Source organism: Belnapia sp. F-4-1 (genome assembly GCF_000802185.1).
Taxonomy (GTDB): domain Bacteria; phylum Pseudomonadota; class Alphaproteobacteria; order Acetobacterales; family Acetobacteraceae; genus Belnapia.
The window spans coordinates 1409125-1429494 of record NZ_KN676113.1; the positions used below are offsets into that span (position 1 = coordinate 1409125).

Genomic DNA, 20370 nt, shown 5'->3' on the forward strand with positions numbered 1-20370 from the left:
CGCTTCGCCGCAACGCAGCGAAGCTAACCCGGGTGCTATGGCAGTTTCGCGAGGCGGGAGGGCACCGCCCTCCCGCCTGCCGTTACGCCGCAGCGGCGAGCGGCGCCTGTTTGACGATCAGCCCATCCGTGCCGGCGGTGACGTTGAGCGTCTCGCCGTCGCGGATGCGGCCTTCCAGCAGCAGGTTGGCCAACTGGTCCTGCAGGTTCCGCTGGATCACCCGCTTCAGCGGCCGGGCGCCGTAGGCGGGGTCGTAGCCAGCTTCCGCCAGCCATTCGCGCGCCTTGTCGTCCAGCACCAGGGCGATCTTGCGGTCCTCCAGCAACCGACGGAGGCCGGCCAGCTGAATGTCCACGATCGAAGCCATGTCGCCCCGCGCGAGACGGCGGAACAGCACGATCTCGTCCAGCCGATTGAGGAATTCCGGCCGGAAGCGCTCGCGCACCGCGCGCATCACCGCCGGCCGCGCCGCCTCGATATCCGCCGTCTCGGGGAGTTCGGCGATGGCCTGGCTGCCGAGGTTGCTGGTCAGCACGATGATGGTGTTGCGGAAATCGACCGTCCGCCCCTGGCCATCCGTCAGCCGCCCGTCGTCAAGTACCTGGAGCAGGATGTTGAAGACATCCTCATGCGCCTTCTCGACCTCGTCGAAGAGGATGACCTGGTAGGGGCGCCGCCGGATCGCCTCGGTCAGCGCGCCGCCCTCGTCATAGCCGACATAGCCCGGAGGGGCGCCGACCAGCCGGGAGACGGCATGCTTCTCCATGTACTCGGACATGTCGATGCGCGTCATCGCCCGCTCGTCGTCGAAGAGGAAGGCGGCGAGCGACTTCACCAGCTCCGTCTTGCCGACGCCCGTGGGACCGAGGAAGAGGAAACTGCCGATCGGCCGGTTCGGGTCCTGCAGCCCGGCACGGGCGCGCCGCACCGCCTTGGCGACCGCTTCCAGCGCTTCGGGCTGGCCGACCACGCGCTCGCGCAGCTTGTCCTCCATCTTGAGGAGCTTGGCGCGCTCGCCCTCCAGCATCTTCTCGACCGGGATACCGGTCCAACGGCTGACGACGCCGGCGATGCCTTCCTCCGTCACCGCCTCGTTCACCAGCCGCGCATCGCCGTCGCCGGTGGTGGCGAGCTGCTTCTCGAGCGTCGGGATGGTGCCGTAGAGCAGCTCGGACGCCTTCGCCAGGTCGCCGCGGCGCTGGGCCAGCTCGACCTCGGTGCGGGCGCGGTCCAGCTCCTCCTTGAGCTTCTGGCTCTCGACGACCTTGCCCTTCTCAGCCTCCCAGCGCTGCGTCATCTGGCGCGAGCGCTCCTCGAGGTCGGCGAGCTCCTTCTCGAGCTTCGTCAGGCGGTCGCGGGAAGCGGCGTCCTCCTCCTTCCTCAGCGCCTCGCGTTCGATCTTGAGGCGCATCAGGTCGCGGTCGATCGCGTCCAGCTCCTCCGGCTTGCTGTCGACCTGCATCCGCAGGCGGGAGGCCGCCTCGTCCACGAGGTCGATGGCCTTGTCGGGCAGGAAGCGGTCGGTGATGTAGCGGTTGGAGAGGGTCGCGGCCGCCACCAGCGCGCCGTCCGTGATGCGGACGCCGTGGTGCAGCTCGTACTTCTCCTTGATGCCGCGGAGGATCGAGACGGTGTCCTCTACGCTCGGCTCGCCGACGAAGACGGGCTGGAAGCGCCGGGCCAGCGCCGCGTCCTTCTCGACATGCTTGCGGTACTCGTCGAGCGTCGTCGCGCCGATGCAGTGCAGCTCGCCGCGAGCCAAGGCAGGCTTCAGCAGGTTGGAGGCGTCCATCGCGCCATCCGCCTTGCCGGCGCCGACCAGGGTGTGCATCTCGTCGATGAAGAGGATGATCTCGCCGGCGGCCTTCTCGACCTCCGACAGGACGCCCTTCAGCCGCTCCTCGAACTCGCCGCGATACTTGGCGCCGGCGACCATGGCGCCGAGGTCGAGCGCCATGACGCGCTTCGACTTCAGCGCCTCGGGCACGTCGCCCTTGACGATGCGGAGCGCCAGGCCCTCGACAATGGCGGTCTTGCCGACGCCGGGCTCGCCGATCAGTACCGGGTTGTTCTTGGTGCGACGGGCGAGGACCTGGATGGCGCGGCGGATTTCCTCGTCGCGGCCGATGACCGGGTCGAGCTTGCCTTCGCGGGCGACCTCGGTGATGTCGCGGGCATACTTCTTCAGCGCGTCGAAGCTCTGCTCGGCGTTCTGACTGTCCACCTTGCGGCCCTTCCGGAGGTCGGCGACGGCGGCTTCCAGGCGCTGGGCGTCGGCGCCGGCCCCCTTGAGGACGCGGCCGGCGGCGCCGTCGCTGGCGGCAAGCGCCACCAGCAGGCGGTCCTGGGCGACGTACTCGTCGCCGGCCTTCTGCGACTGCTGCTGCGCGGCGTCGAGCACGCGGACGATGTCCGGCGTGAACTGCGGCTGGCCGGCGCCGCCGCCAGTGACTTTCGGCTGGCGGCTTACCTCCAGGTCGATAGCCTGCTTCGCCCGGGCGGGGTCGCCGCCGGCGGCGCGGATCAGCCCGGCCGCCGCGCCCTGCTCATCGTCGAGCAGCGCCTTCAGCAGGTGCTCGGGCGTGACGCGCTGGTGGTATTCGCGGATAGCAATGGTCTGGGCGGCCTGCAGGAAGCCGCGGGACCGTTCGGTGAATTTTTCGATGTCCATCAGTCTTGTCCCTCATCGAGGCGACGGGTTCCACCGCCCCTCAAGAGGCGACGACGGCACCCAGTTCGCCATAGGATGTGGTAATTCGCCTTGCGCGGGGTCAAGAGGCGGGAGAATTTATTCCGATGCGGGTCGAACATATCTACCGGTATCCGGTGAAGGGCCTCACCGCCGAGGCGATGGAGGAGGTCACGCTGCGCGAGGGCGAGTGCCTGCCGCATGACCGGCGCTTCGCCCTCGCCCAGGGGGATGCGCCCTTCGACCCGGCGGCGCCGACCTGGCTGCAGAAGCGGCATTTTGGCTGCCTCGCGGCGAATGCCCGGCTGGCGCTGCTGCACAGCGCCTTCGACCCGCGCAGCGGGCAGCTGCTGATCCGGCCGCCCGAAGGGGAGCCCTTCCTCGGCGATACGCGAAGCGAGGCGGGGCGGGCCGCCATCGCCGCCTTCCTCGCCGATTTCATGGGCGAAGAGGCGCGCGGGGTGCCGCATTTCGTCGAGGCGCTGGGGCACAATTTCACCGATGTGGCGGCGAAGTGCGTCTCCATCATCGGGCTCGCCAGCCTCGCCGCGCTGGAGCAGGCGGCGGGAATGCGGCTCGACCCGCTGCGGTTCCGGGCGAATGTCTATGTCTCGGGCAGCATCCCCTGGGCGGAGTTCGGCCTGGTGGGGCAGGAGATCCAGCTCGGTGGGGCGCGGCTCAGGGTGTTCAAGCGGATCATCCGCTGCCCGGCGACGGAGGTGAACCCGGAGACGGCGGAGCGGGATGCGAAGCCGCCCAAGGTGCTGCGCGAGCATTTCGGCCATGCCGATCTCGGGGTCTATGCCGAGGTGATCGAGGGCGGGCGGCTGGCGGTGGGGGATGCGCTGGAGCCGTTGCAGGGAGAGCTGCTGCACTGAGACTTCCCCGCGAAACCGCTTCGCGGTTTTGCGGGGGGCCGGATGGCGCTCAACGTCCAAGCCCTGCACAGCCTTCCATGACGAAGCTGCGGGGAGACATCGGGCAAGGGCCGATTAGATAGTCGTTCAAGACTTCCCCGAAGGGCGGTGCCGGGGCTCAAGAATTGAAGCGGGCCCGCGCCAAGGCTTTGATCTTGCTAGGGGTTCAGCAGGGAATTCAAGGTTTTAGGGATTTAGGCGCCCTGCCGCGGGGCAGCGGGCGCGGCTCGGCTTGTGGCTTTTATTCCTATATACTCGGGCCTGTGCCGATGCAAGCGCCGAGGCCGGGCGTCAGCCGCGCCGGGCGGCCTCGATCGCCGCGACGTCGATCTTCCGCATGGTCATCATGGCTTCGAAGGCACGCCGCGCCGCCTCGCCGCCGGCGGCGATCGCTTCGGTCAGGACGCGGGGGGTGATCTGCCAGGAGATGCCCCAGCGGTCCTTGCACCAGCCGCAGGCGCTTTCCTGGCCGCCATTGCCGACGATGGCGTTCCAGTAGCGGTCGGTCTCCTCCTGGTCGCCGGTGGCGATCTGGAAGGAGAAGGCCTCGCTGTGCCGGAAGGCGGGGCCGCCGTTCAGGCCGAGGCAGGGGATGCCGGCGACGGTGAACTCCACCGTCAGCACATCGCCCTGCTTGCCGGCCGGGTAGTCGGCGGGGGCGCGGTGGACGGCCCGGACAGCGCTGTCGGGGAAGGTCGCGGCGTAGAAGCGGGCGGCCTCTTCGGCATCCTTGTCGAACCAGAGGCAGATCGTGTTCTTCGGCATTGCTTACCCTCCTGCTGCAGCGCCGTTCCGGGTGCAGGATAGGGTATTCGGTAAACCCGGAGAAACAGATGAGGGGTCCGGGGAGAATACCTTCTCCCCGGACTTCCTTTCAGCGCGCGACCGGCGGCAAGTAGATCTCGCCGCCATTGCCGCGGAAGCGTTCCGACATCTGCTCCATGCCCTGCTGGGCGGCCTCGCGGACTTCCTGGCTGATCTTCATCGAGCAGAATTTCGGGCCGCACATGGAGCAGAAATGGGCGAGCTTCGCGCCTTCCGCCGGCAGGGTCTGGTCGTGGAAGCGCTCGGCCGTCTCCGGGTCGAGGCCGAGGTTGAACTGGTCGCGCCAGCGGAATTCGAAGCGGGCGCGGCTGAGGGCGTCGTCGCGGAGCTTGGCGGCGGGGTGGCCCTTGGCGAGGTCGGCGGCGTGGGCGGCGATCTTGTAGGTGATGACGCCGGTCTTCACGTCGTCCCGGTCGGGCAGGCCGAGATGCTCCTTGGGCGTCACGTAGCAGAGCATGGCGCAGCCGAACCAGCCGATCATGGCGGCGCCGATGCCCGAGGTGATGTGGTCGTAGCCGGGGGCGATGTCGGTCGTCAGCGGGCCGAGGGTGTAGAAGGGGGCCTCGCCGCAGACCTCGAGCTGCTTGGTCATGTTGACCTGGATCTTGTGCATCGGCACATGGCCGGGGCCTTCGATCATCACCTGCACGTCGCGGGCCCAGGCGATCTTCGTCAGTTCGCCGAGGGTTTCGAGCTCGGCGAATTGGGCGGCGTCGTTGGCGTCGGCGATGGAGCCGGGGCGGAGGCCGTCGCCGAGCGAGAAGCTGACGTCATAGGCGCGCATGATCTCGCAGATCTCGGCGAAATGCGTGTAGAGGAAATTCTCCTGGTGATGCGCCAGGCACCACTTCGCCATGATGGAGCCGCCGCGGGAGACGATGCCGGTGACGCGCTTCGCGGTCAGCGGGATGTAGGCGAGGCGGACGCCGGCATGGATGGTGAAGTAGTCCACCCCCTGCTCGGCCTGCTCGATCAGCGTGTCGCGGAAGATCTCCCAGGTCAGGTCCTCGGCCTTGCCGCCGACCTTCTCCAGCGCCTGGTAGATGGGGACGGTGCCGATCGGCACCGGGCTGTTGCGGATGATCCATTCGCGCGTGGTGTGGATGTTGCGGCCCGTCGAGAGGTCCATCACGGTGTCGCCGCCCCAGCGGATGGCCCAGACGAGCTTGTCCACCTCCTGCGCGACGGAGGAAGCGACGGCGCTGTTGCCGATATTGGCGTTGATCTTCACCAGGAAATTGCGGCCGATCGCCATCGGCTCCGATTCCGGGTGGTTGATGTTGGCGGGGATGATGGCGCGGCCGCGGGCGACCTCGTCGCGGACGAACTCCGCCGTCACGTAGTCGGGGATGGCGGCGCCGAAGCTCTCGCCGTCGCGCTCGGCGGCCTCGCAGAGTTTCGCACGGCCGAGGTTCTCGCGGATGGCGACGTATTCCATCTCCGGCGTGACGATGCCGGCGCGGGCATAGGCGAGCTGGGTGGGCGCCGAGCCCGCGCGGGCGCGGAGGGGCTGGCGCTGGCCGCGGTCGAAGACGGGGACGCGGCGGGCCTCGCCGGGCTTCAACCCGTCATCCTCGGGCTTGGGGTCGCGGCCCTCATAGGCCTCGACATCGCCGCGCGCCTCGATCCAGCCGGCGCGAAGGCCAGGGAGCCCGCGGCGGATGTCGGTCGGGTGCAGCGGGTCGGTATAGGGGCCGGAGGTGTCGTAGACGCGGAGCGGCGGCTCGTTGGCCGAGGGGTCGAGCGCGATCTCGCGCATCGCCACGCGGATGTCGGGGTGGTGGGTGCCGGCGACGTGGATCTTGCGCGAGGCCGGCAGCGGGCCGGTGGTGACCTCGAGGGTCTCGGGCGGGAAGATATCGGGCATTCTTGGACCTCCTGAGTTGGAGATCCGGGTGGTGTGACGTGCGGGGGCGGGCATGGCCCCCGGGGGCGCTGCCCGCTTGTTCCGTTCCCTACGCCGGCATGACCCGGATCAGGTTCGAAGGGTCACGGCGGCAACGCCGTTCTCAGCCCCTGCTGGGGCCCCCCTTGGAACATCCGGTAGCCTGGGGCCGGCGCACGGCCCTGTCAACGCGAAGTCAGAGCTGCTCGCGCTCGCGGAGGGTTGGCTGGGGCTGCGGCTCGTCCTCGTCCTGGCCGTTGTCGCTGGACTGGCCGTTCTGGACGTAGGGCTGGCCGTTCTGGGCGTGGCCGTTGAATTCGGGCTGCTGGTCGCCCTGGTTCTCGCCGCCCTCGCTGCCGTCCGGGCCGTTCTGGTAGCGGCGGGGCTGCTGTTGCTGGCCGCCCTGCTGCTGCTGGACCTGGTTCATGGCGTTGATGATGCGGAAATAGTGCTCCGCATGCTGGAAGTAGCTCTCGGCCATCACGCGGTCACCCGAGCCGGTCGCGTCGCGGCCGAGCTGGAGGTACTTCTCGAAGAGCTGCTGCGCGGTGCCGCGCAGGCGCATGTCCGGGCCGTTGGAGTCGAAGACGTGGTTCCGGCTCATCGGCTGATGGGAGGCCGGGCGGTACTGCCCGCCGCCGCCACCGCCACCGCCGCCGCCCCCGCCGCCTCCACCGTGCCGGTGGCTGCGACCGCGAATCCGTTTCATGTTCATCGGTATTGCGTCTGCCGTCTCGCAGCTTGACCGCCCCGTCCCTGCCCGATTGTCGGGCCGGATCGGCAGTGGCGGTCGATGTGGTTCAAAGCGCCGCGGACGCCATGCTTGCCAGGGCTGCCCTACGGATTGGGGCCTGCGCAGCGTGGGACATGCCCGCCGGCTCACGAAGGCCTGCCTTCAAGCTAGTCGCTGCCGGGCCCGGCGCCAAACTGTTTTTTTGCAGCGCCGCGCAAGATTGGGTCATCCGAGGACCAGGGCGCGGTCGATGCCGCCGAGGTCGGGGCGGCAGGCGATCGGGGCGAGGCCGGCGGCGCGGGCCAGGGCCTCGACGGCCGGGCGCTGGCCCGCGCCGAGTTCCAGCACCGCCCGCCCGCCGGGGGCGAGCAGGGTGGGGAGGATTGTGGCGAGGTGGCGGTAGGCGGCGAGGCCGTCGGTGCCGCCATCGAGGGCGGATGCGGGCTCGTGCCGGGCAACATCGGGCATCAGACCGGGGATCGCATCCGTCTCGATATAGGGCGGGTTGGAAAGGATCAGGTCGAAGCGGGCGGCGAGCGGGGCGGCCCAGTCGGCGGCGAGGACGCGGGCCCGCCCAGCGAGGCCGAGGCGGCGGGCGTTCTCCGCGGCCAGGGCGGCGGCGTCCGGGATGCGGTCGGTGCCGATTCCGGTGGCGGCCGGGTATTCCGTGAGGGTCGCCAGCAACAGGCAGCCGGTGCCGGTGCCGAGGTCGAGCAGGCGGAGGGGAGCCGAGCGGTCGGGAAAGACGTCGAGGGCGGCTTCGACCAGGCTCTCCGTATCGGGGCGGGGGATCAGGGTTGCGGGGGAGACGCGGAAGGGGAGCGACCAGAATTCGGCCTCGCCCAGCAAATGGGCGATGGGGGCGTGGTCCAGCCGGCGGCGGAGCAGGGCGGCGAAGCGGGCGGCGGCCTCGGGGGGAACGGGGGCGCGGGGGTCGCGCAGCAGGTCCTCCTCGCGGCAGGCGAGGCTGTGGGCAAGGAGGAGGCGGGCCTCCTGGCGCGGGGTCTCGATGGCGGCGGTGCGGAGGGCCTGGCCGGCGCGGCAGAGGAAGAAGCCGACCGTTCCCGCCGGGTCGGCACATGTTGGGCCGTTGCGATTCACGCTGCGCTCCTCGGCCGCGGGGCGGCCTGCAGGGCTTCGCGATCGCAACGGCTCATTCGCCCTCGGCGGCGAGGCGGGCGGCCTCGTCCTCCTGCGTCAGGGCGTCGATGATCTCGTCGAAATCGCCGAGCATGACCTTGTCGATCTTGTGGAGCGTCAGGCCGATACGGTGGTCGGTCACCCGCCCTTGGGGGAAATTGTAGGTGCGGATGCGCTCGCTGCGGTCGCCGGTGCCGACCTGGGACTTGCGGTCGGCGGCGCGGCCCTCGCTGAGGCGGGCGCGCTGGGCCTCGTAGATCCGGGCGCGCAGCACCTTCATCGCCTTGGCGCGGTTCTTGTGCTGGCTGCGCTCCTCCTGCATCGCCACTACCGTGCCCGTCGGGATGTGGGTGATGCGGACGGCGCTGTCGGTCTTGTTGACATGCTGGCCGCCGGCGCCGCTCGCCCGGTAGGTGTCGATGCGGAGGTCGCTCTCGTTGATCTGGACGTCCACCTCCTCCGCCTCCGGCATGATGGCGACGGTGACGGTCGAGGTGTGGATGCGGCCCTGCGTCTCGGTGGCGGGGACGCGTTGGACGCGGTGGACGCCGCTCTCGTATTTGAAGCGGGCGAAGACGCCGGTGCCGGCGATCTCGGCGGTGGCGCCCTTCACGCCGCCCAGCTCGCCCTCGTCATACTCCAGCACCTCGAAGCGCCAGCGGCGGCTTTCGGCGTAGCGCTGGTAGGCGCGGAACAGCTCGGCGGCGAAGAGGGCGGCCTCGTCGCCGCCGGCGGCGGGGCGGATCTCGAGGATGGCGCTGCGCTCGTCGGCGCTGTCCTTGGGCAGGAGCATGAGGCGGACCTCGCGCTCCAGCCTGGGCACGGCCTCCTTCTGGGCGAGGTACTCATCCTCGGCGAGCTCGCGCAGCTCGGGGTCGCCGAGCATGGCTTCGGCCTCGTCGCGGGCGCGGATGGCGGCGCGGAGGGCCTCGACCTTCTCGACGAGGGGTTCGAGGTCGGACAATTCCTTGGAGAGGGCTCCGAACTGGCTGCCATCCGCGGTGGCGAGGAGGTGACGGACCTCCTCGGCGCGGGTCAGGACGCGGTCGAGCTTGTCTGAAATGCTCACGGGCGCACCTCCGGTGCGACGATACTCATGCGAGGCGGCCGGGAATCTCCGCCAGCGGGACCGTCTCCTGCGTGCCGGCGTCGAGGTCGCGGAGCTGGGCGGCGCCGGCCGCCAGCTCCTCCTCGCCGAGAATGACGGCGGCGCGGGCGGACTGGCGGTTGGCGCGCTCCATGCGGCGCTTGAGGTTGCCCTTGTAGGCGATCTCGGCGGTGATGCCGGCCTGGCGGAGGCTTTGCAGCAGCTGCAAGGCGGGGGCTTCGGCGGCGTCGCCGACCGGGATCACGGCGACGGGGCGCGGCGCGGGCGGGGTGAGGTCCATGGCTTCCAGCAGCAGGGCGAGGCGGTCCACGCCAGCGGCCCAGCCGACGGAGGGGGTGGGCGGGCCGCCCATCTCCTCGACCAAGCCGTTGTAGCGGCCGCCACCCATCACCGTGCCCTGGGCGCCAAGGCGTTCGGTGACGAATTCGAAGGCGGTGTGGCTGTAGTAGTCGAGGCCGCGCACGATCCGCGGGTTGATGCGGAAGGGCACGCCGAAGGCCGCGAGGTGGCGCTGCACGGCGTCGAAGAAGCCTGCGGCCTCGGGCGTCAGGTGGTCGAAGATGGTCGGGGCGTCAGCGATGATGGCGCGGTCGCCCTCGTCCTTGCTGTCGAGGATGCGCAAGGGGTTGCGCTCGAGGCGCATGCGGCTGTCGGCCGAGAGGCGGTCCTGGTGGGCGGTGAAGTAGGCGACGAGGGCGGCGCGGTAGGCGTCGCGGCTGGCGGCATCGCCCAGGGTGTTGATCTCGAGGATCGTGCCCTCGGTGATGCCGAGCGCCTGCTGGATGTGCCAGCCGCAGGCGATCACCTCGGCATCGGCCAGCGGCTCGGCGGCGCCGAGGACCTCGATGCCGATCTGGGTGAACTGGCGGTAGCGGCCCTTCTGCGGGCGCTCGTAGCGGAACATCGGCCCGGCATAGAAGACCTTGCGGGGCAGGTTGGCCTGGGTGAGGCCGTTGCTGACCAGGGCACGGCAGACGCCGGCGGTGTTCTCGGGGCGCAGGGTGACGCTCTCGCCGCCGCGGTCCTCGAAGCTGTACATCTCCTTCGAGACGACATCCGAGGTGTCGCCGAGGCCGCGGGCGAAGACACGGGTATCCTCGAAGATGGGCGTCGCCCATTCCTCGAAGCCGTAGAGGGTGGCGATCCGGCGCGCGGTGTCGATGACGTGGTGATGGCGGCGGAACTCCTCGCCGATCAGGTCACGGGTGCCGCGGGCGGGTTGCAGGGAGCTCATGGGGATGCCGGATAGCCCTCCGTCCCGTTGAGGGCAAGCGACGCAACGGAACGGTGCCGGTTCTCGGGCGCTGTTACACCGCCCGTTTACGGGATCATACGGCCAAGGAGACGCAGGATGAGACAATGGCTCTGGTCGGCGGCGCTGATGCCCGCCCTGCTCATGGGCTGCGCGCAGACGCAGCAGGCGGCGGACACCACGGTCGCCGCGGCGAAGGCGCAGGTGAACCCGACCCTCTCCACCACCGATGCCGGCTTCATGACGACGGCGACCCGCGGTGGCATCGCCGAGGTGCAGATGGGCCGGCTGGCCCAGCAGCGCGGCCATTCCCCGGCGGTGCGGCGCCTCGGCGAGCGGATGGTGACGGACCACACCCAGATCAACCAAGAGATGCTGGCCCTCGCCCAGCAGAAGCAGATCACCCCGCCGGACAGCATGGGCGCGCATCACCAGGCGATGTATGACCGGCTGGCCGGGATGCGCGGCCGGGCCTTCGACCGTGCCTTCGCCCAGGCGATGGTCGCGGACCACCAGGAGGATGTGACGGCTTTCCAGACCGAGGCGCGGGACGGGACGGACCCGGATGTGAAGGCCTTCGCCCAGCGCCACCTGCCGCTGCTGCAGGAGCATCTGCAGGCGGCGCAGCGGCTGGAGGGGGCGCGGACGAGCGCGCGGACCGCCAGCCACAGCCACCGCTGAGGCACCCCGGGACCGCCTGCCGTCTCAGCGCGGCAGGCGGTCCGCCAGGGTGAGGGCGAGGAAGAGCACCAGCTCGGCCAGCAGCATCCAGCCGAAGCGGCGGAGGTCACGGGGCGCGGCTTCCTCCCGCGGCTTCAGCCGGCCGAGCAGCAGGGCGGAGAAGCCGAGGCCGTTCACCGCTATTCGGCCGCCAGCGCGGCCTTCTCGGCGGCGTCCGCGGCCTTGATCGCCTCGACGCGGCGCTCCACCAGCTCGACCAGGTGGTCGACCATGGCGGCCTCGTCGATGGTGTGGTCGGTCTTGCCGGAGGCGTAGATCATGTGGCGGCCGGCGCCGCCGCCGGTGAGGCCGATATCGGTCATCAGCGCCTCGCCGGGGCCGTTGACCACGCAGCCGATGATCGAGAGCGTCACCGGCGTCTCGATATGGGCCAGCCGCTCCTCCAGCGTCTCCACCGTCTTGATGACGTTGAAGCCCTGCCGGGCGCAGGAGGGGCAGGAGATGATCTTCACGCCCCGGTGCCGCAGCCCGAGGGACTTCAGCATCTCCCAGCCGACATGCACCTCCTCCTCCGGCTCCGCCGAGAGCGAGACACGCAGCGTGTCGCCGATGCCGGACCAGAGCAGGTTGCCGAGGCCGATGGCGCTCTTCACCGTGCCGGTGCGCTTGCCGCCCGCCTCGGTGATGCCGATGTGCAGCGGGTGGTCGCAGACCTCGGCCAGCTGCTGGTAGGCGGCGACGGCCAGGAAGACGTCGCTGGCCTTCACGCTGATCTTGAACTCGTGGAAGTCGTTGTCCTGCAGGTGGGCGGCGTGCCAGAGCGCGCTCTCGACCAGCGCATCCGGGTTGGGCTCGCCATACTTGTCGAGCAGGTGCTTCTCGAGCGAGCCGCCGTTGACGCCGATGCGGATGGAGCAGCCGTAGTCGCGCGCGGCCTTCACCACCTCCTTCACCCGCTCGGGGCTGCCGATATTGCCCGGGTTGATGCGGAGGCAGGCCGCACCCGCCTTCGCCGCCTCGATGGCGCGGCGGTAGTGGAAGTGGATGTCGGCGACGATGGGCACGTTCACCTCGCGCACGATCTCATGCAGCGCGGCGGTGCTTTCCGGCGTCGGGCAGGAGACGCGGACGATGTCGACGCCCGCCACCTCGGCCCGGCGGATCTGGGCGATGGTCGCCGCGGCATCCTCGGTCGGGGTGTTGGTCATGGTCTGGACGGTGATCGGGGCGTCGCCGCCGACCGGCACCTTGCCCACCATGATCTGGCGCGACTTGCGCCGGGTGATCATCTGGTACGGGCGATAGCTCATGCGGTGAAAATCCCGGTTGGGTCCTGGCGGGCAATATGGCAGCGCGGGCCGGATTGCCCAAGCGGCCTGGTGGCCTATTGCGCCGGGCGCGGCGTGGCGGCGGGCTGGGGCGGCTGGCCGGATTTCAGCCGGTCCGGCTCCAGCAGCAGGTCGCGGCGGACGGATTGGGCGCCGCCGAGGGCGGGTATCGGCTGGCCATCCACCAGTATGTCGAGCCCGCCGGCATTGCCGGTGGAGAAGAGCAGGCCCTCGCGCGGCGGGACGGCATAGGTTTCGCCCGGACGGAGGACACGGTTGAGGATCACCGTGCCGGTGCCGCGGTCGCGGAGCTGGATCCAGCTATCCGCCCTGGCGCGGATGAGGATGCGGCCCTCGGTTGCGGCGGCGGCCGGGGGGGCTGCGGCCGGAGCTGCGGGTAGTGCCGCGGCAGGGGCCAGGGGCGGCACCGGCGCCGCCTGCGCGGTTGTCGGCGAGGGGGCGGGCGGCGGCGTGGCGAGGCTGGGCGCCGGGGCCGGCTCCAGCCGGGCGGCCTGCTCGATGCGGGGCGGGACCGGAGCGACGGCATCCACGGTGCGGTCGCCGCTGCCGGACCACTGGTACCAGCCGATATAGGCGCCGACCGCGAGCACGGCGCCGGCCAGGACCACCGCGCCGGCAGGCAGGCCGCGCTCCGGCACCGGCTCGGGGAAGACGAGATCGGTCTTGCGCTGCACCGCCGGGCCGCTGGCCTCGCGGAAGCGGCGGACGACCTCGTCCTCGTCGAGGCCGAGGGTGCGGGCATAGGTGCGGACGAAGCCGACGGCATAGGCGGGGGCCGGCAGATCGCGCACGCGTCCTTCCTCCAGCGCTACCAGATAGGGGCGGCGGATGCGGAGCGAGGCGGCAATGTCTTCGACGGAAAGGCCTAGCAGCCTGTCGGATTTGCACTTGGTGTCAGGCCGAGGGTTGAGGCGCGATCAGGCTGCGAGCCGCAGGTTGTGGAGCCTGCGGCAGTTGTAGGCGAGGGCGACGAGGGTCCACTCGCTGGTGACCTTGGCGAGGCCGCGGAGGTGGAAGCGGGTGAAGCCGAGGGCTGACTTGATGGTGCCGAAGACGGGCTCGACGGTCTGCTTGCGACGGGCGTAGCGGGCTTTGGCATTAGGGGTTTCGAGCTTGGCCACCATGGCGAGGCGCCAGGGCTCGGTGATGCGGCGTGGCGTCCTGGGCTGGGGTGGCGGCCGGAAGTCGTAGGCGCGGTGCGGCTGGGTCCGGCCGATGGCGACCAGCGGCTCGATCCCGTGCGCCTCGAGGGCGGCAACTGCCTCGCCTGAGGCGAAGCCGGTGTCGGCGAGGACGGTCTGTGGCAGGCCGATGCCGCCCTCCATGCCGAGGATGGTTGCGGCAAAGCTCGGCGCATCGGCCGAGGTGGCGACGACGCCGGTGGCGAGGATCAGCTGCGAGCCCTCGGCGCAGACCACAGCCTGGGCGTTGTAGGCCTGGCGGTACTCATGGGCGTCGGAGCGGCGCATCAGCGCGCTGTCGGGGTCGGTGAGGTTGGACTGCCGCTCGGGCGGCGGATCGTCCTTGGGCGGCTTGGGCGGGCGGCCCCGCCGGCCCGTCTTGGCCTCGTAGGCGGCGCGCTTGGCGTCATACTCGGGTCGGGCGGCCTCGGCTTCGGCACGGGCCTCGGCCTCCAGCCGGGCGCAGGCGGCATCGAGCTTGGCCTTGAGCGCCTCGCGCCTGGCGATCTCAGCGGGCAGCGCCTGCGGGTCGGGCTGGGCCTCAGCGTCGGCCGCCTCGGCGCGGTTGGTCAGGTCGGTGATGTCGGCAGCGAGCCTGACGCGCAGCGCCTTGGCGCGGTCATACCGCACCGAGCGGATCTTGGAGGCGTTGGCGTCGAGCTTGGTGCCGTCGATCGAAACCGTCCCGAGCCGCAGCAGGCCGCTCTCGCGCGCCAGCAGCAGCACCTGCAGGAAGGCCGCCTCGAAGGCAGCGCGGTTGGCCCGGCGGAAGGCGGCAATGGTGTCGTGGTCGGGGTGCAGGTTCGCCGCCACGTAGCGCACCCCAATGTCGCGGTGGGTCGCCCGCTCGATCCGCCGCGAGGAGAAGATGCCGTTCGCATAGCAGTAGATCAGCAGCGCCAGCAGCAGGCGCGGGTGATACTGCGCCTTGCCGCCCGGGATCGGCCGCACCGCAAAGGCGCCGAGCGGCACCCGGTCCACCGCCGCCACTACGAAGTGCGCCACGTCGTCCGCCGGCAACCAGTCCTTGGCATCCGGCGGCAGCAGAAAGGCCTGCTCGCGGCTGAACGGAATGAACCCTGTCATGCCCGCCAGATTCGCCCATTTCAGGCCAGATGGGAATCCGACAAGCTGCTAGGGCGAAGCGAGCGTCGCGCAACTCCTCGCCAAGCCGGGCAGCCTCGCCGGCAGTGGGTTCGGGGCGTTTCATGGTGTCCAACACGTCACTGGGATTTAGACCCTGGCCGGCCTTGCGGCAAACCGAATCGCATCCCCGGTTGCGCGTGCTATGCGCCCGTCACCCGCTGCGGCTCAGCCTCCCCGGCGGGCGAGGGCAGCGGCGGCCTGGCCGATCAGCTCGGCGATGATCTCGGCCGCCGGGGCCTCGCGGTCCACCATGCCGACGGACTGGCCGGCCATCAGGCTGCCGTTCTCCACATCGCCATCGACCACGGCGCGGCGGAGGGCGCCGGCCCAGAAATGCTCGATCTCGAGCTGGGCGGCCTCCTTCGACAGCTCGCCGGACTGGAATTTGGCGAGCATCTCGGCTTGGTGGGCCATGAAGCGCTTGGTGCCGGCATTGGTGAGCGCGCGGACGGGGATGACGGGGAAGCGCTCGTCGATCTGCAGCGTCGGCACCGCGTCCCGCGCCGCGCCGCGGATGAAGGCGCGCTTGAACAGCGGGTGGGCAACGCATTCGGTCGCGCAGACGAAGCGGGTGCCGAGCTGCGCGCCGGCGGCGCCCATCTCGAGGTAGGAGAGCATGGCCTCGCCGCGGCCGATGCCGCCCGCGACGAAGATCGGCACCTGGTCGGCCATGGCAGGGAGGATCTCCTGCGCCAGGACGTTGAGGGAGACGGGGCCGATATGGCCGCCGGCCTCGGAGCCCTCGATGACCAGGGCATCGGCGCCGGAGCGGACGAGCTTCTTCGCCAAGGCGAGGGCCGGGGCGAAGCAGACGACCTTGGCGCCGCCCTCCTTCGCCCGCTTGATGGCGGAGCCGGGCGGGATGCCGCCGGCGAAGACGATGTGGCCGACCTTGGCCTCGAGGCAGGTCTCGACCAGTGCCTCCAGCCGGGGGTGCATGGTGATCAGGTTGACGCCGAAGGGGCGGCGCGTGAGGGCCTGGGTGCCGGCGATCTCCTGGGCAAGCCGGTCGGGCTCCATCGCGCCGCAGGCGATGACGCCGAAGGCGCCGGCATTGGAAAGGGCGGCGACGAGGTTGCGCTCGCTGACCCAGGACATGGCGCCGCCGAGGATGGCGTAGCGGCTGCCGAGGAAAGCCGCGCCACGGGCCATCAGCCGGTCGAGCGCGGCCATGCCGGGCGTGGCGGCGGGGGTGATGCCGTCCATCAGCCGGGCCCGTCCAGGCCGTAGGCGGTGTGGAGGGCGCGGACGGCGAGCTCGGTGTAGTCGGCGCCGACCAGGACGCTCACCTTGATCTCGCTGGTCGAGATGACCTGGATGTTGATGCCGCGCTCGGCGAGCGCGCCGAACATGGTGTTGGCGACGCCTGCATGGCTGCGCATGCCGACGCCGACGACGCTGATCTTGGCGACGTCGGGGTCGGCGACGAGGCTCTCGAAGCCCATATCGGCGCGGGCCTTCTCCAGCACGTCCTGGGCGCGGGCGAGGTCGGCCTTGCCGACGGTGAAGGTCATGTCGGTGGTGCCGTCGGCGCCGATGTTCTGGACGATCATGTCCACGTTGACGTTCGCCTTCGCCAGCGTGCCGAAGACGTTGGCGGCAACGCCCGGCCGGTCCGGTACGCGGCGGAGCGTCACCTTGGCGTCGTCACGGGAATAGGCGATGCCGCTCACGACCGGCTGTTCCACGATCTCGTCCTCATCCACCACCAGGGAACCTGGCTTGTCCTCGAAACTGGATAGCACCTGCACCCGCACGCGCTGCTTCATGGCGAGCTCGACCGAGCGGGTCTGCAGCACCTTGGCACCCACCGAGGCAAGTTCCAGCATTTCCTCGTAGCTGATCCGCTCCAGCTTGCGGGCGCGGGGGACAATGCGGGGGTCGGTGGTGTAGATGCCGTCGACATCGGTGTAGATGTCGCAACGATCCGCCTTCACCGCGGCGGCGATGGCGACGGCCGAGAGGTCGGAGCCGCCGCGGCCGAGGGTGGTGATGCGGTTGCGCTCCGGCTCCAGCCCCTGGAAGCCGGCGATGACGGGTACCTGGCCGGATTGCATCCGCTCGATCAGCAGGGAGCCGTCGATGCTCTCGACGCGGGCCTTGCCGTGGGCGGCATCGGTCAGGATCGGCACCTGCCAGCCCTGCCAGGAGCGGGCATCGACGCCGATGGTCTGGAGGGCGATGGCCAGCAGGCCGATCGTCACCTGCTCGCCGGTTGCAACAACCGTGTCGTATTCGCGGGCGTCATGGAGGGGCGAGAGCTCCTGGCACCATTTGACGAGCTGGTTCGTCACGCCGGACATGGCGGAGACCACCACGGCGACCTCGTTCCCCGCCTCCACCTCGCGCTGGACGCGGCGGGCGACGTTGCGGATACGGTCGAGATCGGCGACGGAAGTGCCGCCGAACTTCATCACGATGCGGGCCATGGCGGGGCGTCTGGGTCCGAATTAGGGCCGTGGCGGCAGTTGCGGCCACGGGAAGGGCGGCACAGATACCGATCCGGCCCGCGGGCCGCAACCGGAAGAGGAGCGCACATGCCGGGACCCGGAACCGCGATCGGCGCGGAGATCGCCAAATTCGACCGGCTGGCGGCCGAATGGTGGGACCCGAAGGGGCCGATGGCGCCGCTGCACGCGATGAACCCGGCGCGTATGGGCTGGATCATCGGGCGGCTCGGCGGAAAGCTCGACGGGATGCGGGTGCTGGATGTCGGCTGCGGGGCGGGGCTGGCGAGCGAGGCCCTGGCGCGGGCCGGGGCGCGGGTGACGGGGCTGGATGCCGCCGCCGGCGCGCTCGGGGCGGCCAGGGCGCATGCCGCCGGCCAGGGTCTCGCCATCGACTACCGGGAGGGGATGCCGGAGACGCTGGAGGCAGGCGGCTTCGATGCCGTCATCGCCCTCGAGGTGATCGAGCATGTGGCGGACCGGGTGGAGTTCTGCCGGCAGCTGGCGCGGCTGGTGAAGCCGGGCGGGCCGGTCTTCCTCTCGACCTTGAACCGGACGCCGCGCTCCTTCCTGATGGCGAAGCTCGGGGCGGAATACCTGCTGCGGCTGCTGCCGGTGGGGACGCATGACTGGCGGATGTTCGTCCGGCCGGCGGAGCTGGGTGCCGATCTCAGGGCGGCCGGGCTGCGCGTTGCGGACATCGCCGGGCTGAGCATGGGCGCGGGCGGCGGCTGGCGGGTCAGCCGCGATGTGGGCGTCAACTATATCGTCATGGCGCGCTGACCTCCCCACGACGCGGCTCCGCGGGGACCCGTCGCGGGCTCAGTCCGCCAGCGGCACCCAGGGGATGCGGGCGACCTCGATGCCCTCGTCCCGCAGCGCCTCGGCATCGGCATCCGAGGCCTCGCCGTAGATGGCGGTGCGCTCGCTCTCGCCGCGATGGAGCTTGCGGGCCTCCTCGGCGAAGTCGCGGCCGACATAGTCGGCGCGCTTCTCGATCTCGGAACGCATGCGCTGGAGGAAGGCGACCATCTGGGCCGGGATGGGGGGCGGCGGAGCGGCGGGGGCAGGCGCCGGGGCCTCGGCGACGGAAGCTTCGGCGACAGGGGCCGGAACCTCCTTCGCACGGCTACGCCCCTTCTTCGGGATGGCCGGAGCCATCAGCCGCTTGCTGACATCCTTCGAGCCGCAGGCCGGGCATTCGACGAAGCCGGCCTTCGCCTGGGCGGCGAAGGCCTCGCTGTCCTTGAACCAGCTGTCGAAGTCATGCCCGGCGCCGCAGCGCAGATCGTAGTGGATCATTCCCCGCTCATCCCTGGGCCCACCGATGGGCCGCAACCGGCCTGCAATATAGCCTGGCAGTCGAGCAATTCGAGTGCCAAGCCTTTGCGCCGGCGGAATTCAGGCGACGAGCAGCGGGTCCAGCCGGCCGGCGCGGTCGAGGGCGGAAAGGTCGTCGGAGCCGCCGACCGCCTGTCCGTCGATAAAGATCTGCGGAACGGTGGTACGGCCGCCGGAGCGGGCGATGGCGTCCTTCCGGGCCTGGGAACCGGTGGGGGCGTCGATCTCCTCGAACGCCACGCCCTTCCTGCCGAGCAGCGCCTTGGCGCGGTCGCAGTAGGGGCAGAACGGGATGGTGTAGATTTCGACCTTGGGCATGGCCTGGAGCTTGGCACCCGACCCACGCGGATCAAGGGCCAGGAAGGATTGCGAGGCTGAGCAGGATCGCCGCCGGGGCGAAGACCAGGGCAAGGGCAAGGGCAAAATGGCGGAGCGCATGCTCCTCCTCCGCGCTGCGGCCGGAGCGTGATGGCCCTGCGGCGGGGTGGGGCGGCTCGGGCGGCGCCGGCGCCGGGGTGCGGCGGCTGAGGATGGGCTCCGCCGGCGGGGGCGGGATGGTGAAGGGGTCGGGCTCGGGGGTTTCGGGCATCTTGCCGCATCCGTCCGTACTGGCTGATGCGGGCAGTCTCGCCGATCCCCATTAAGGCGAGGTTATTGTGAAGCCGGAATCCTCGGATCGGGCACGCGGGCGGCGGCCAGCACATCGACCGCGGCGGCGCCGGCCGCCAGCAGCACCAGCGCACAGGCATCGGCGGTGGCGCCGGAGGTGAGGATATCATCCACCAGCAGCACGCGGCGGCCGGCGATGCGCGGAGCCGCGCGGCGGCCGAGGGCGAAGGCGCCCTGCAAGGCCTCCTCGCGCTCGGCGGCGCCCAGTTCGCCGAGCGGGACCGTGCGGCGGATGCGGCGGAGCAGCCGCGGGGCATAGGGCTTGCGGGCCTGGCGGGCGAGGCGGGCGGCCAGCAGCCCAGCCTGGTTGTAGCGCCGGGCGAACTGGCGGCGCCAATGCAGCGGCACCGGAGCGATGAGGTCGGCCCGGGCCAGCAGGGGCGTGCCGGCCCGGGCCATCTGCCGGGCGAGGAAGCCGGCATATTCCGTGCGGTCGGCATATTTGAAGGGCAGCAACAGGCGCTGGGCGGCGGCGTCGTAGCGCAGGGCGGCGCGGGCGGCGGCGAAAGCGGGCGGGCTTTCCTCGCAGCCGGGGCAGAGCGGGGCGGGCGCGGCGAGCGGAACGCCACCCAAGGGAACGCCACAATGCGGGCAAAGCGGCTCGGCGAGAAAGGCGAGGCCGCCATGGCAGGCCTCGCAGAGCGTGCCCTGCTCGCCGACCTCCGCCTCGCAGGTGAGGCAGTGGGGCGGCAGAAGGGCATCCAAAACCCGGATGCCGAGGCGGGCGAGGCCGCTCACATCCGGCCGAAGCGGGCGTCGCCGTCGCGGGCGACCTCGTGAACCAGATCGATCTCCCAGGATAGGTACTCGTGCATCGCCGCCTCGACGCCCTCGTTGCGGTCATAGGGGCGGAGATAGGTGTCGATGCAGTCGGCATCCTCCGGGGTGCGGCGATTGGCCGCGAAGGGCAGCCCGGCCTCGCGCCAGGCGGCGAGGCCGCCCGCCAGCAGCCGCACCGGGGCCGCGAGGAGCGCCTGCAACTCGGGAATGGCGAGGCGGGGGGGCGC

20 protein-coding genes, 1 pseudogene and 1 riboswitch are annotated in these 20370 nt (G+C 70.7%); of the genes and pseudogenes, 3 read left to right on the forward strand and 18 right to left on the reverse strand.

Translation table 11 applies throughout. The features are described from left to right. Window positions 1-82 precede the first annotated feature (82 nt). Entirely contained in the window at window positions 83-2671 is a 2589-nt protein-coding gene (gene clpB / locus LH62_RS06830; protein ID WP_043360137.1) for an ATP-dependent chaperone ClpB, read from the reverse strand. Window positions 2672-2796: 125 nt separating this feature from the next. Between clpB and LH62_RS06835 the strand changes: the two genes are divergently transcribed. Next, a complete protein-coding gene (locus tag LH62_RS06835; protein WP_043360139.1) occupies window positions 2797-3567 on the forward strand; it encodes an MOSC domain-containing protein in 771 nt (256 codons plus the stop codon). A gap of 330 nt (window positions 3568-3897) precedes the next feature. Here LH62_RS06835 and LH62_RS06840 read toward each other — a convergent pair whose 3' ends face one another. From LH62_RS06840 to hisS, 6 genes are all read right to left on the reverse strand, one after another. Next, the gene (locus LH62_RS06840; protein WP_043360141.1) at window positions 3898-4371 is read right to left on the reverse strand and encodes a VOC family protein; all 474 of its coding nucleotides are present in this window, start codon (window positions 4369-4371) and stop codon (window positions 3898-3900) included. A gap of 109 nt (window positions 4372-4480) precedes the next feature. Further along, window positions 4481-6298: a phosphomethylpyrimidine synthase ThiC gene (gene thiC, locus LH62_RS06845; protein ID WP_043360143.1), complete on the reverse strand. Its 1818-nt coding sequence runs from the start codon at window positions 6296-6298 to the stop codon at window positions 4481-4483. 68 nt (window positions 6299-6366) lie between these two features. Further along, window positions 6367-6473, reverse strand: a riboswitch (TPP riboswitch). 39 nt (window positions 6474-6512) lie between these two features. Beyond that, entirely contained in the window at window positions 6513-7031 is a 519-nt protein-coding gene (locus tag LH62_RS06850; RefSeq protein ID WP_082012394.1) for a DUF4167 domain-containing protein, read from the reverse strand. Window positions 7032-7274: 243 nt separating this feature from the next. Continuing rightward, window positions 7275-8150, reverse strand: a complete 876-nt coding sequence (gene prmC, locus LH62_RS06855) for a peptide chain release factor N(5)-glutamine methyltransferase (RefSeq protein WP_043360145.1) — start codon at window positions 8148-8150, stop codon at window positions 7275-7277. A 52-nt stretch (window positions 8151-8202) separates the two neighbouring features. Next, window positions 8203-9258, reverse strand: coding sequence for a peptide chain release factor 1 (prfA, locus tag LH62_RS06860; protein WP_043360147.1), 1056 nt, complete (start codon window positions 9256-9258; stop codon window positions 8203-8205). Between the two features lie 25 nt (window positions 9259-9283). Continuing rightward, window positions 9284-10531: a histidine--tRNA ligase gene (hisS, locus tag LH62_RS06865; protein WP_043360149.1), complete on the reverse strand. Its 1248-nt coding sequence runs from the start codon at window positions 10529-10531 to the stop codon at window positions 9284-9286. Between the two features lie 117 nt (window positions 10532-10648). Between hisS and LH62_RS06870 the strand changes: the two genes are divergently transcribed. Next, window positions 10649-11230, forward strand: a complete 582-nt coding sequence (locus LH62_RS06870; protein ID WP_052213822.1) for a DUF4142 domain-containing protein — start codon at window positions 10649-10651, stop codon at window positions 11228-11230. A 24-nt stretch (window positions 11231-11254) separates the two neighbouring features. On the opposite strand, the gene LH62_RS31035 is transcribed toward LH62_RS06870, so the two are convergent. The 6 genes from LH62_RS31035 to LH62_RS06895 form a co-directional block, all read right to left on the reverse strand. Then, complete coding sequence (locus LH62_RS31035; RefSeq protein WP_160299789.1) at window positions 11255-11407, reverse strand: hypothetical protein; 153 nt, start codon at window positions 11405-11407, stop codon at window positions 11255-11257. A 2-nt stretch (window positions 11408-11409) separates the two neighbouring features. Further along, the gene (gene ispG / locus LH62_RS06875) at window positions 11410-12540 is read right to left on the reverse strand and encodes a flavodoxin-dependent (E)-4-hydroxy-3-methylbut-2-enyl-diphosphate synthase (RefSeq protein ID WP_043360151.1); all 1131 of its coding nucleotides are present in this window, start codon (window positions 12538-12540) and stop codon (window positions 11410-11412) included. Window positions 12541-12614: 74 nt separating this feature from the next. After that, on the reverse strand, window positions 12615-13451 hold the full coding sequence (locus LH62_RS06880; RefSeq protein ID WP_255360014.1) for a helix-turn-helix domain-containing protein: 837 nt from the start codon (window positions 13449-13451) through the stop codon (window positions 12615-12617). Window positions 13452-13496: 45 nt separating this feature from the next. Beyond that, the gene (locus LH62_RS06885; protein ID WP_043359747.1) at window positions 13497-14846 is read right to left on the reverse strand and encodes an IS1182 family transposase; all 1350 of its coding nucleotides are present in this window, start codon (window positions 14844-14846) and stop codon (window positions 13497-13499) included. Window positions 14847-15071: 225 nt separating this feature from the next. Further along, window positions 15072-16112, reverse strand: a complete 1041-nt coding sequence (locus tag LH62_RS06890) for a nitronate monooxygenase family protein (RefSeq protein ID WP_052213826.1) — start codon at window positions 16110-16112, stop codon at window positions 15072-15074. Then, window positions 16112-17335: an aspartate kinase gene (locus tag LH62_RS06895; RefSeq protein ID WP_043360155.1), complete on the reverse strand. Its 1224-nt coding sequence runs from the start codon at window positions 17333-17335 to the stop codon at window positions 16112-16114. Before LH62_RS06895 ends, LH62_RS06890 begins: the two co-directional genes overlap by 1 nt. A gap of 108 nt (window positions 17336-17443) precedes the next feature. On the opposite strand from LH62_RS06895, the gene ubiG reads away from it, so the two are divergent. Then, window positions 17444-18136, forward strand: coding sequence for a bifunctional 2-polyprenyl-6-hydroxyphenol methylase/3-demethylubiquinol 3-O-methyltransferase UbiG (gene ubiG, locus LH62_RS06900; protein ID WP_043360158.1), 693 nt, complete (start codon window positions 17444-17446; stop codon window positions 18134-18136). Between the two features lie 39 nt (window positions 18137-18175). On the opposite strand, the gene LH62_RS06905 is transcribed toward ubiG, so the two are convergent. From LH62_RS06905 to LH62_RS31450, 5 genes and pseudogenes are all read right to left on the reverse strand, one after another. Beyond that, the gene (locus tag LH62_RS06905) at window positions 18176-18655 is read right to left on the reverse strand and encodes a DUF1178 family protein (protein ID WP_043360159.1); all 480 of its coding nucleotides are present in this window, start codon (window positions 18653-18655) and stop codon (window positions 18176-18178) included. Window positions 18656-18754: 99 nt separating this feature from the next. Continuing rightward, the gene (grxC, locus tag LH62_RS06910) at window positions 18755-19012 is read right to left on the reverse strand and encodes a glutaredoxin 3 (protein WP_043360161.1); all 258 of its coding nucleotides are present in this window, start codon (window positions 19010-19012) and stop codon (window positions 18755-18757) included. A 31-nt stretch (window positions 19013-19043) separates the two neighbouring features. Further along, window positions 19044-19283, reverse strand: coding sequence for a hypothetical protein (locus tag LH62_RS06915; RefSeq protein ID WP_043360163.1), 240 nt, complete (start codon window positions 19281-19283; stop codon window positions 19044-19046). 62 nt (window positions 19284-19345) lie between these two features. Then, window positions 19346-20101, reverse strand: a complete 756-nt coding sequence (locus LH62_RS06920) for a ComF family protein (RefSeq protein ID WP_052213828.1) — start codon at window positions 20099-20101, stop codon at window positions 19346-19348. Beyond that, window positions 20098-20370, reverse strand: a pseudogene (locus LH62_RS31450) (thiosulfate sulfurtransferase); the annotation flags it as partial. The gene LH62_RS06920 and the pseudogene LH62_RS31450, both read right to left, overlap by 4 nt.

Bases quoted from the DNA above. Each gene is read 5' to 3' on its own strand.
- LH62_RS06890 (WP_052213826.1), bottom strand. From the start codon at position 16,112: ATGGACGGCATCACCCCCGCCGCCACGCCCGGCATGGCCGCGCTCGAC.
- clpB (WP_043360137.1), bottom strand. From the start codon at position 2,671: ATGGACATCGAAAAATTCACCGAACGGTCCCGCGGCTTCCTGCAGGCC.
- thiC (WP_043360143.1), bottom strand. From the start codon at position 6,298: ATGCCCGATATCTTCCCGCCCGAGACCCTCGAGGTCACCACCGGCCCG.
- LH62_RS06850 (WP_082012394.1), bottom strand. From the start codon at position 7,031: ATGAACATGAAACGGATTCGCGGTCGCAGCCACCGGCACGGTGGAGGC.
- ubiG (WP_043360158.1), top strand. From the start codon at position 17,444: ATGCCGGGACCCGGAACCGCGATCGGCGCGGAGATCGCCAAATTCGAC.
- LH62_RS06835 (WP_043360139.1), top strand. From the start codon at position 2,797: ATGCGGGTCGAACATATCTACCGGTATCCGGTGAAGGGCCTCACCGCC.
- LH62_RS06905 (WP_043360159.1), bottom strand. From the start codon at position 18,655: ATGATCCACTACGATCTGCGCTGCGGCGCCGGGCATGACTTCGACAGC.
- ispG (WP_043360151.1), bottom strand. From the start codon at position 12,540: ATGAGCTATCGCCCGTACCAGATGATCACCCGGCGCAAGTCGCGCCAG.
- LH62_RS06870 (WP_052213822.1), top strand. From the start codon at position 10,649: ATGAGACAATGGCTCTGGTCGGCGGCGCTGATGCCCGCCCTGCTCATG.
- LH62_RS06840 (WP_043360141.1), bottom strand. From the start codon at position 4,371: ATGCCGAAGAACACGATCTGCCTCTGGTTCGACAAGGATGCCGAAGAG.
- LH62_RS06895 (WP_043360155.1), bottom strand. From the start codon at position 17,335: ATGGCCCGCATCGTGATGAAGTTCGGCGGCACTTCCGTCGCCGATCTC.
- grxC (WP_043360161.1), bottom strand. From the start codon at position 19,012: ATGCCCAAGGTCGAAATCTACACCATCCCGTTCTGCCCCTACTGCGAC.
- hisS (WP_043360149.1), bottom strand. From the start codon at position 10,531: ATGAGCTCCCTGCAACCCGCCCGCGGCACCCGTGACCTGATCGGCGAG.
- LH62_RS06885 (WP_043359747.1), bottom strand. From the start codon at position 14,846: ATGACAGGGTTCATTCCGTTCAGCCGCGAGCAGGCCTTTCTGCTGCCG.
- LH62_RS06915 (WP_043360163.1), bottom strand. From the start codon at position 19,283: ATGCCCGAAACCCCCGAGCCCGACCCCTTCACCATCCCGCCCCCGCCG.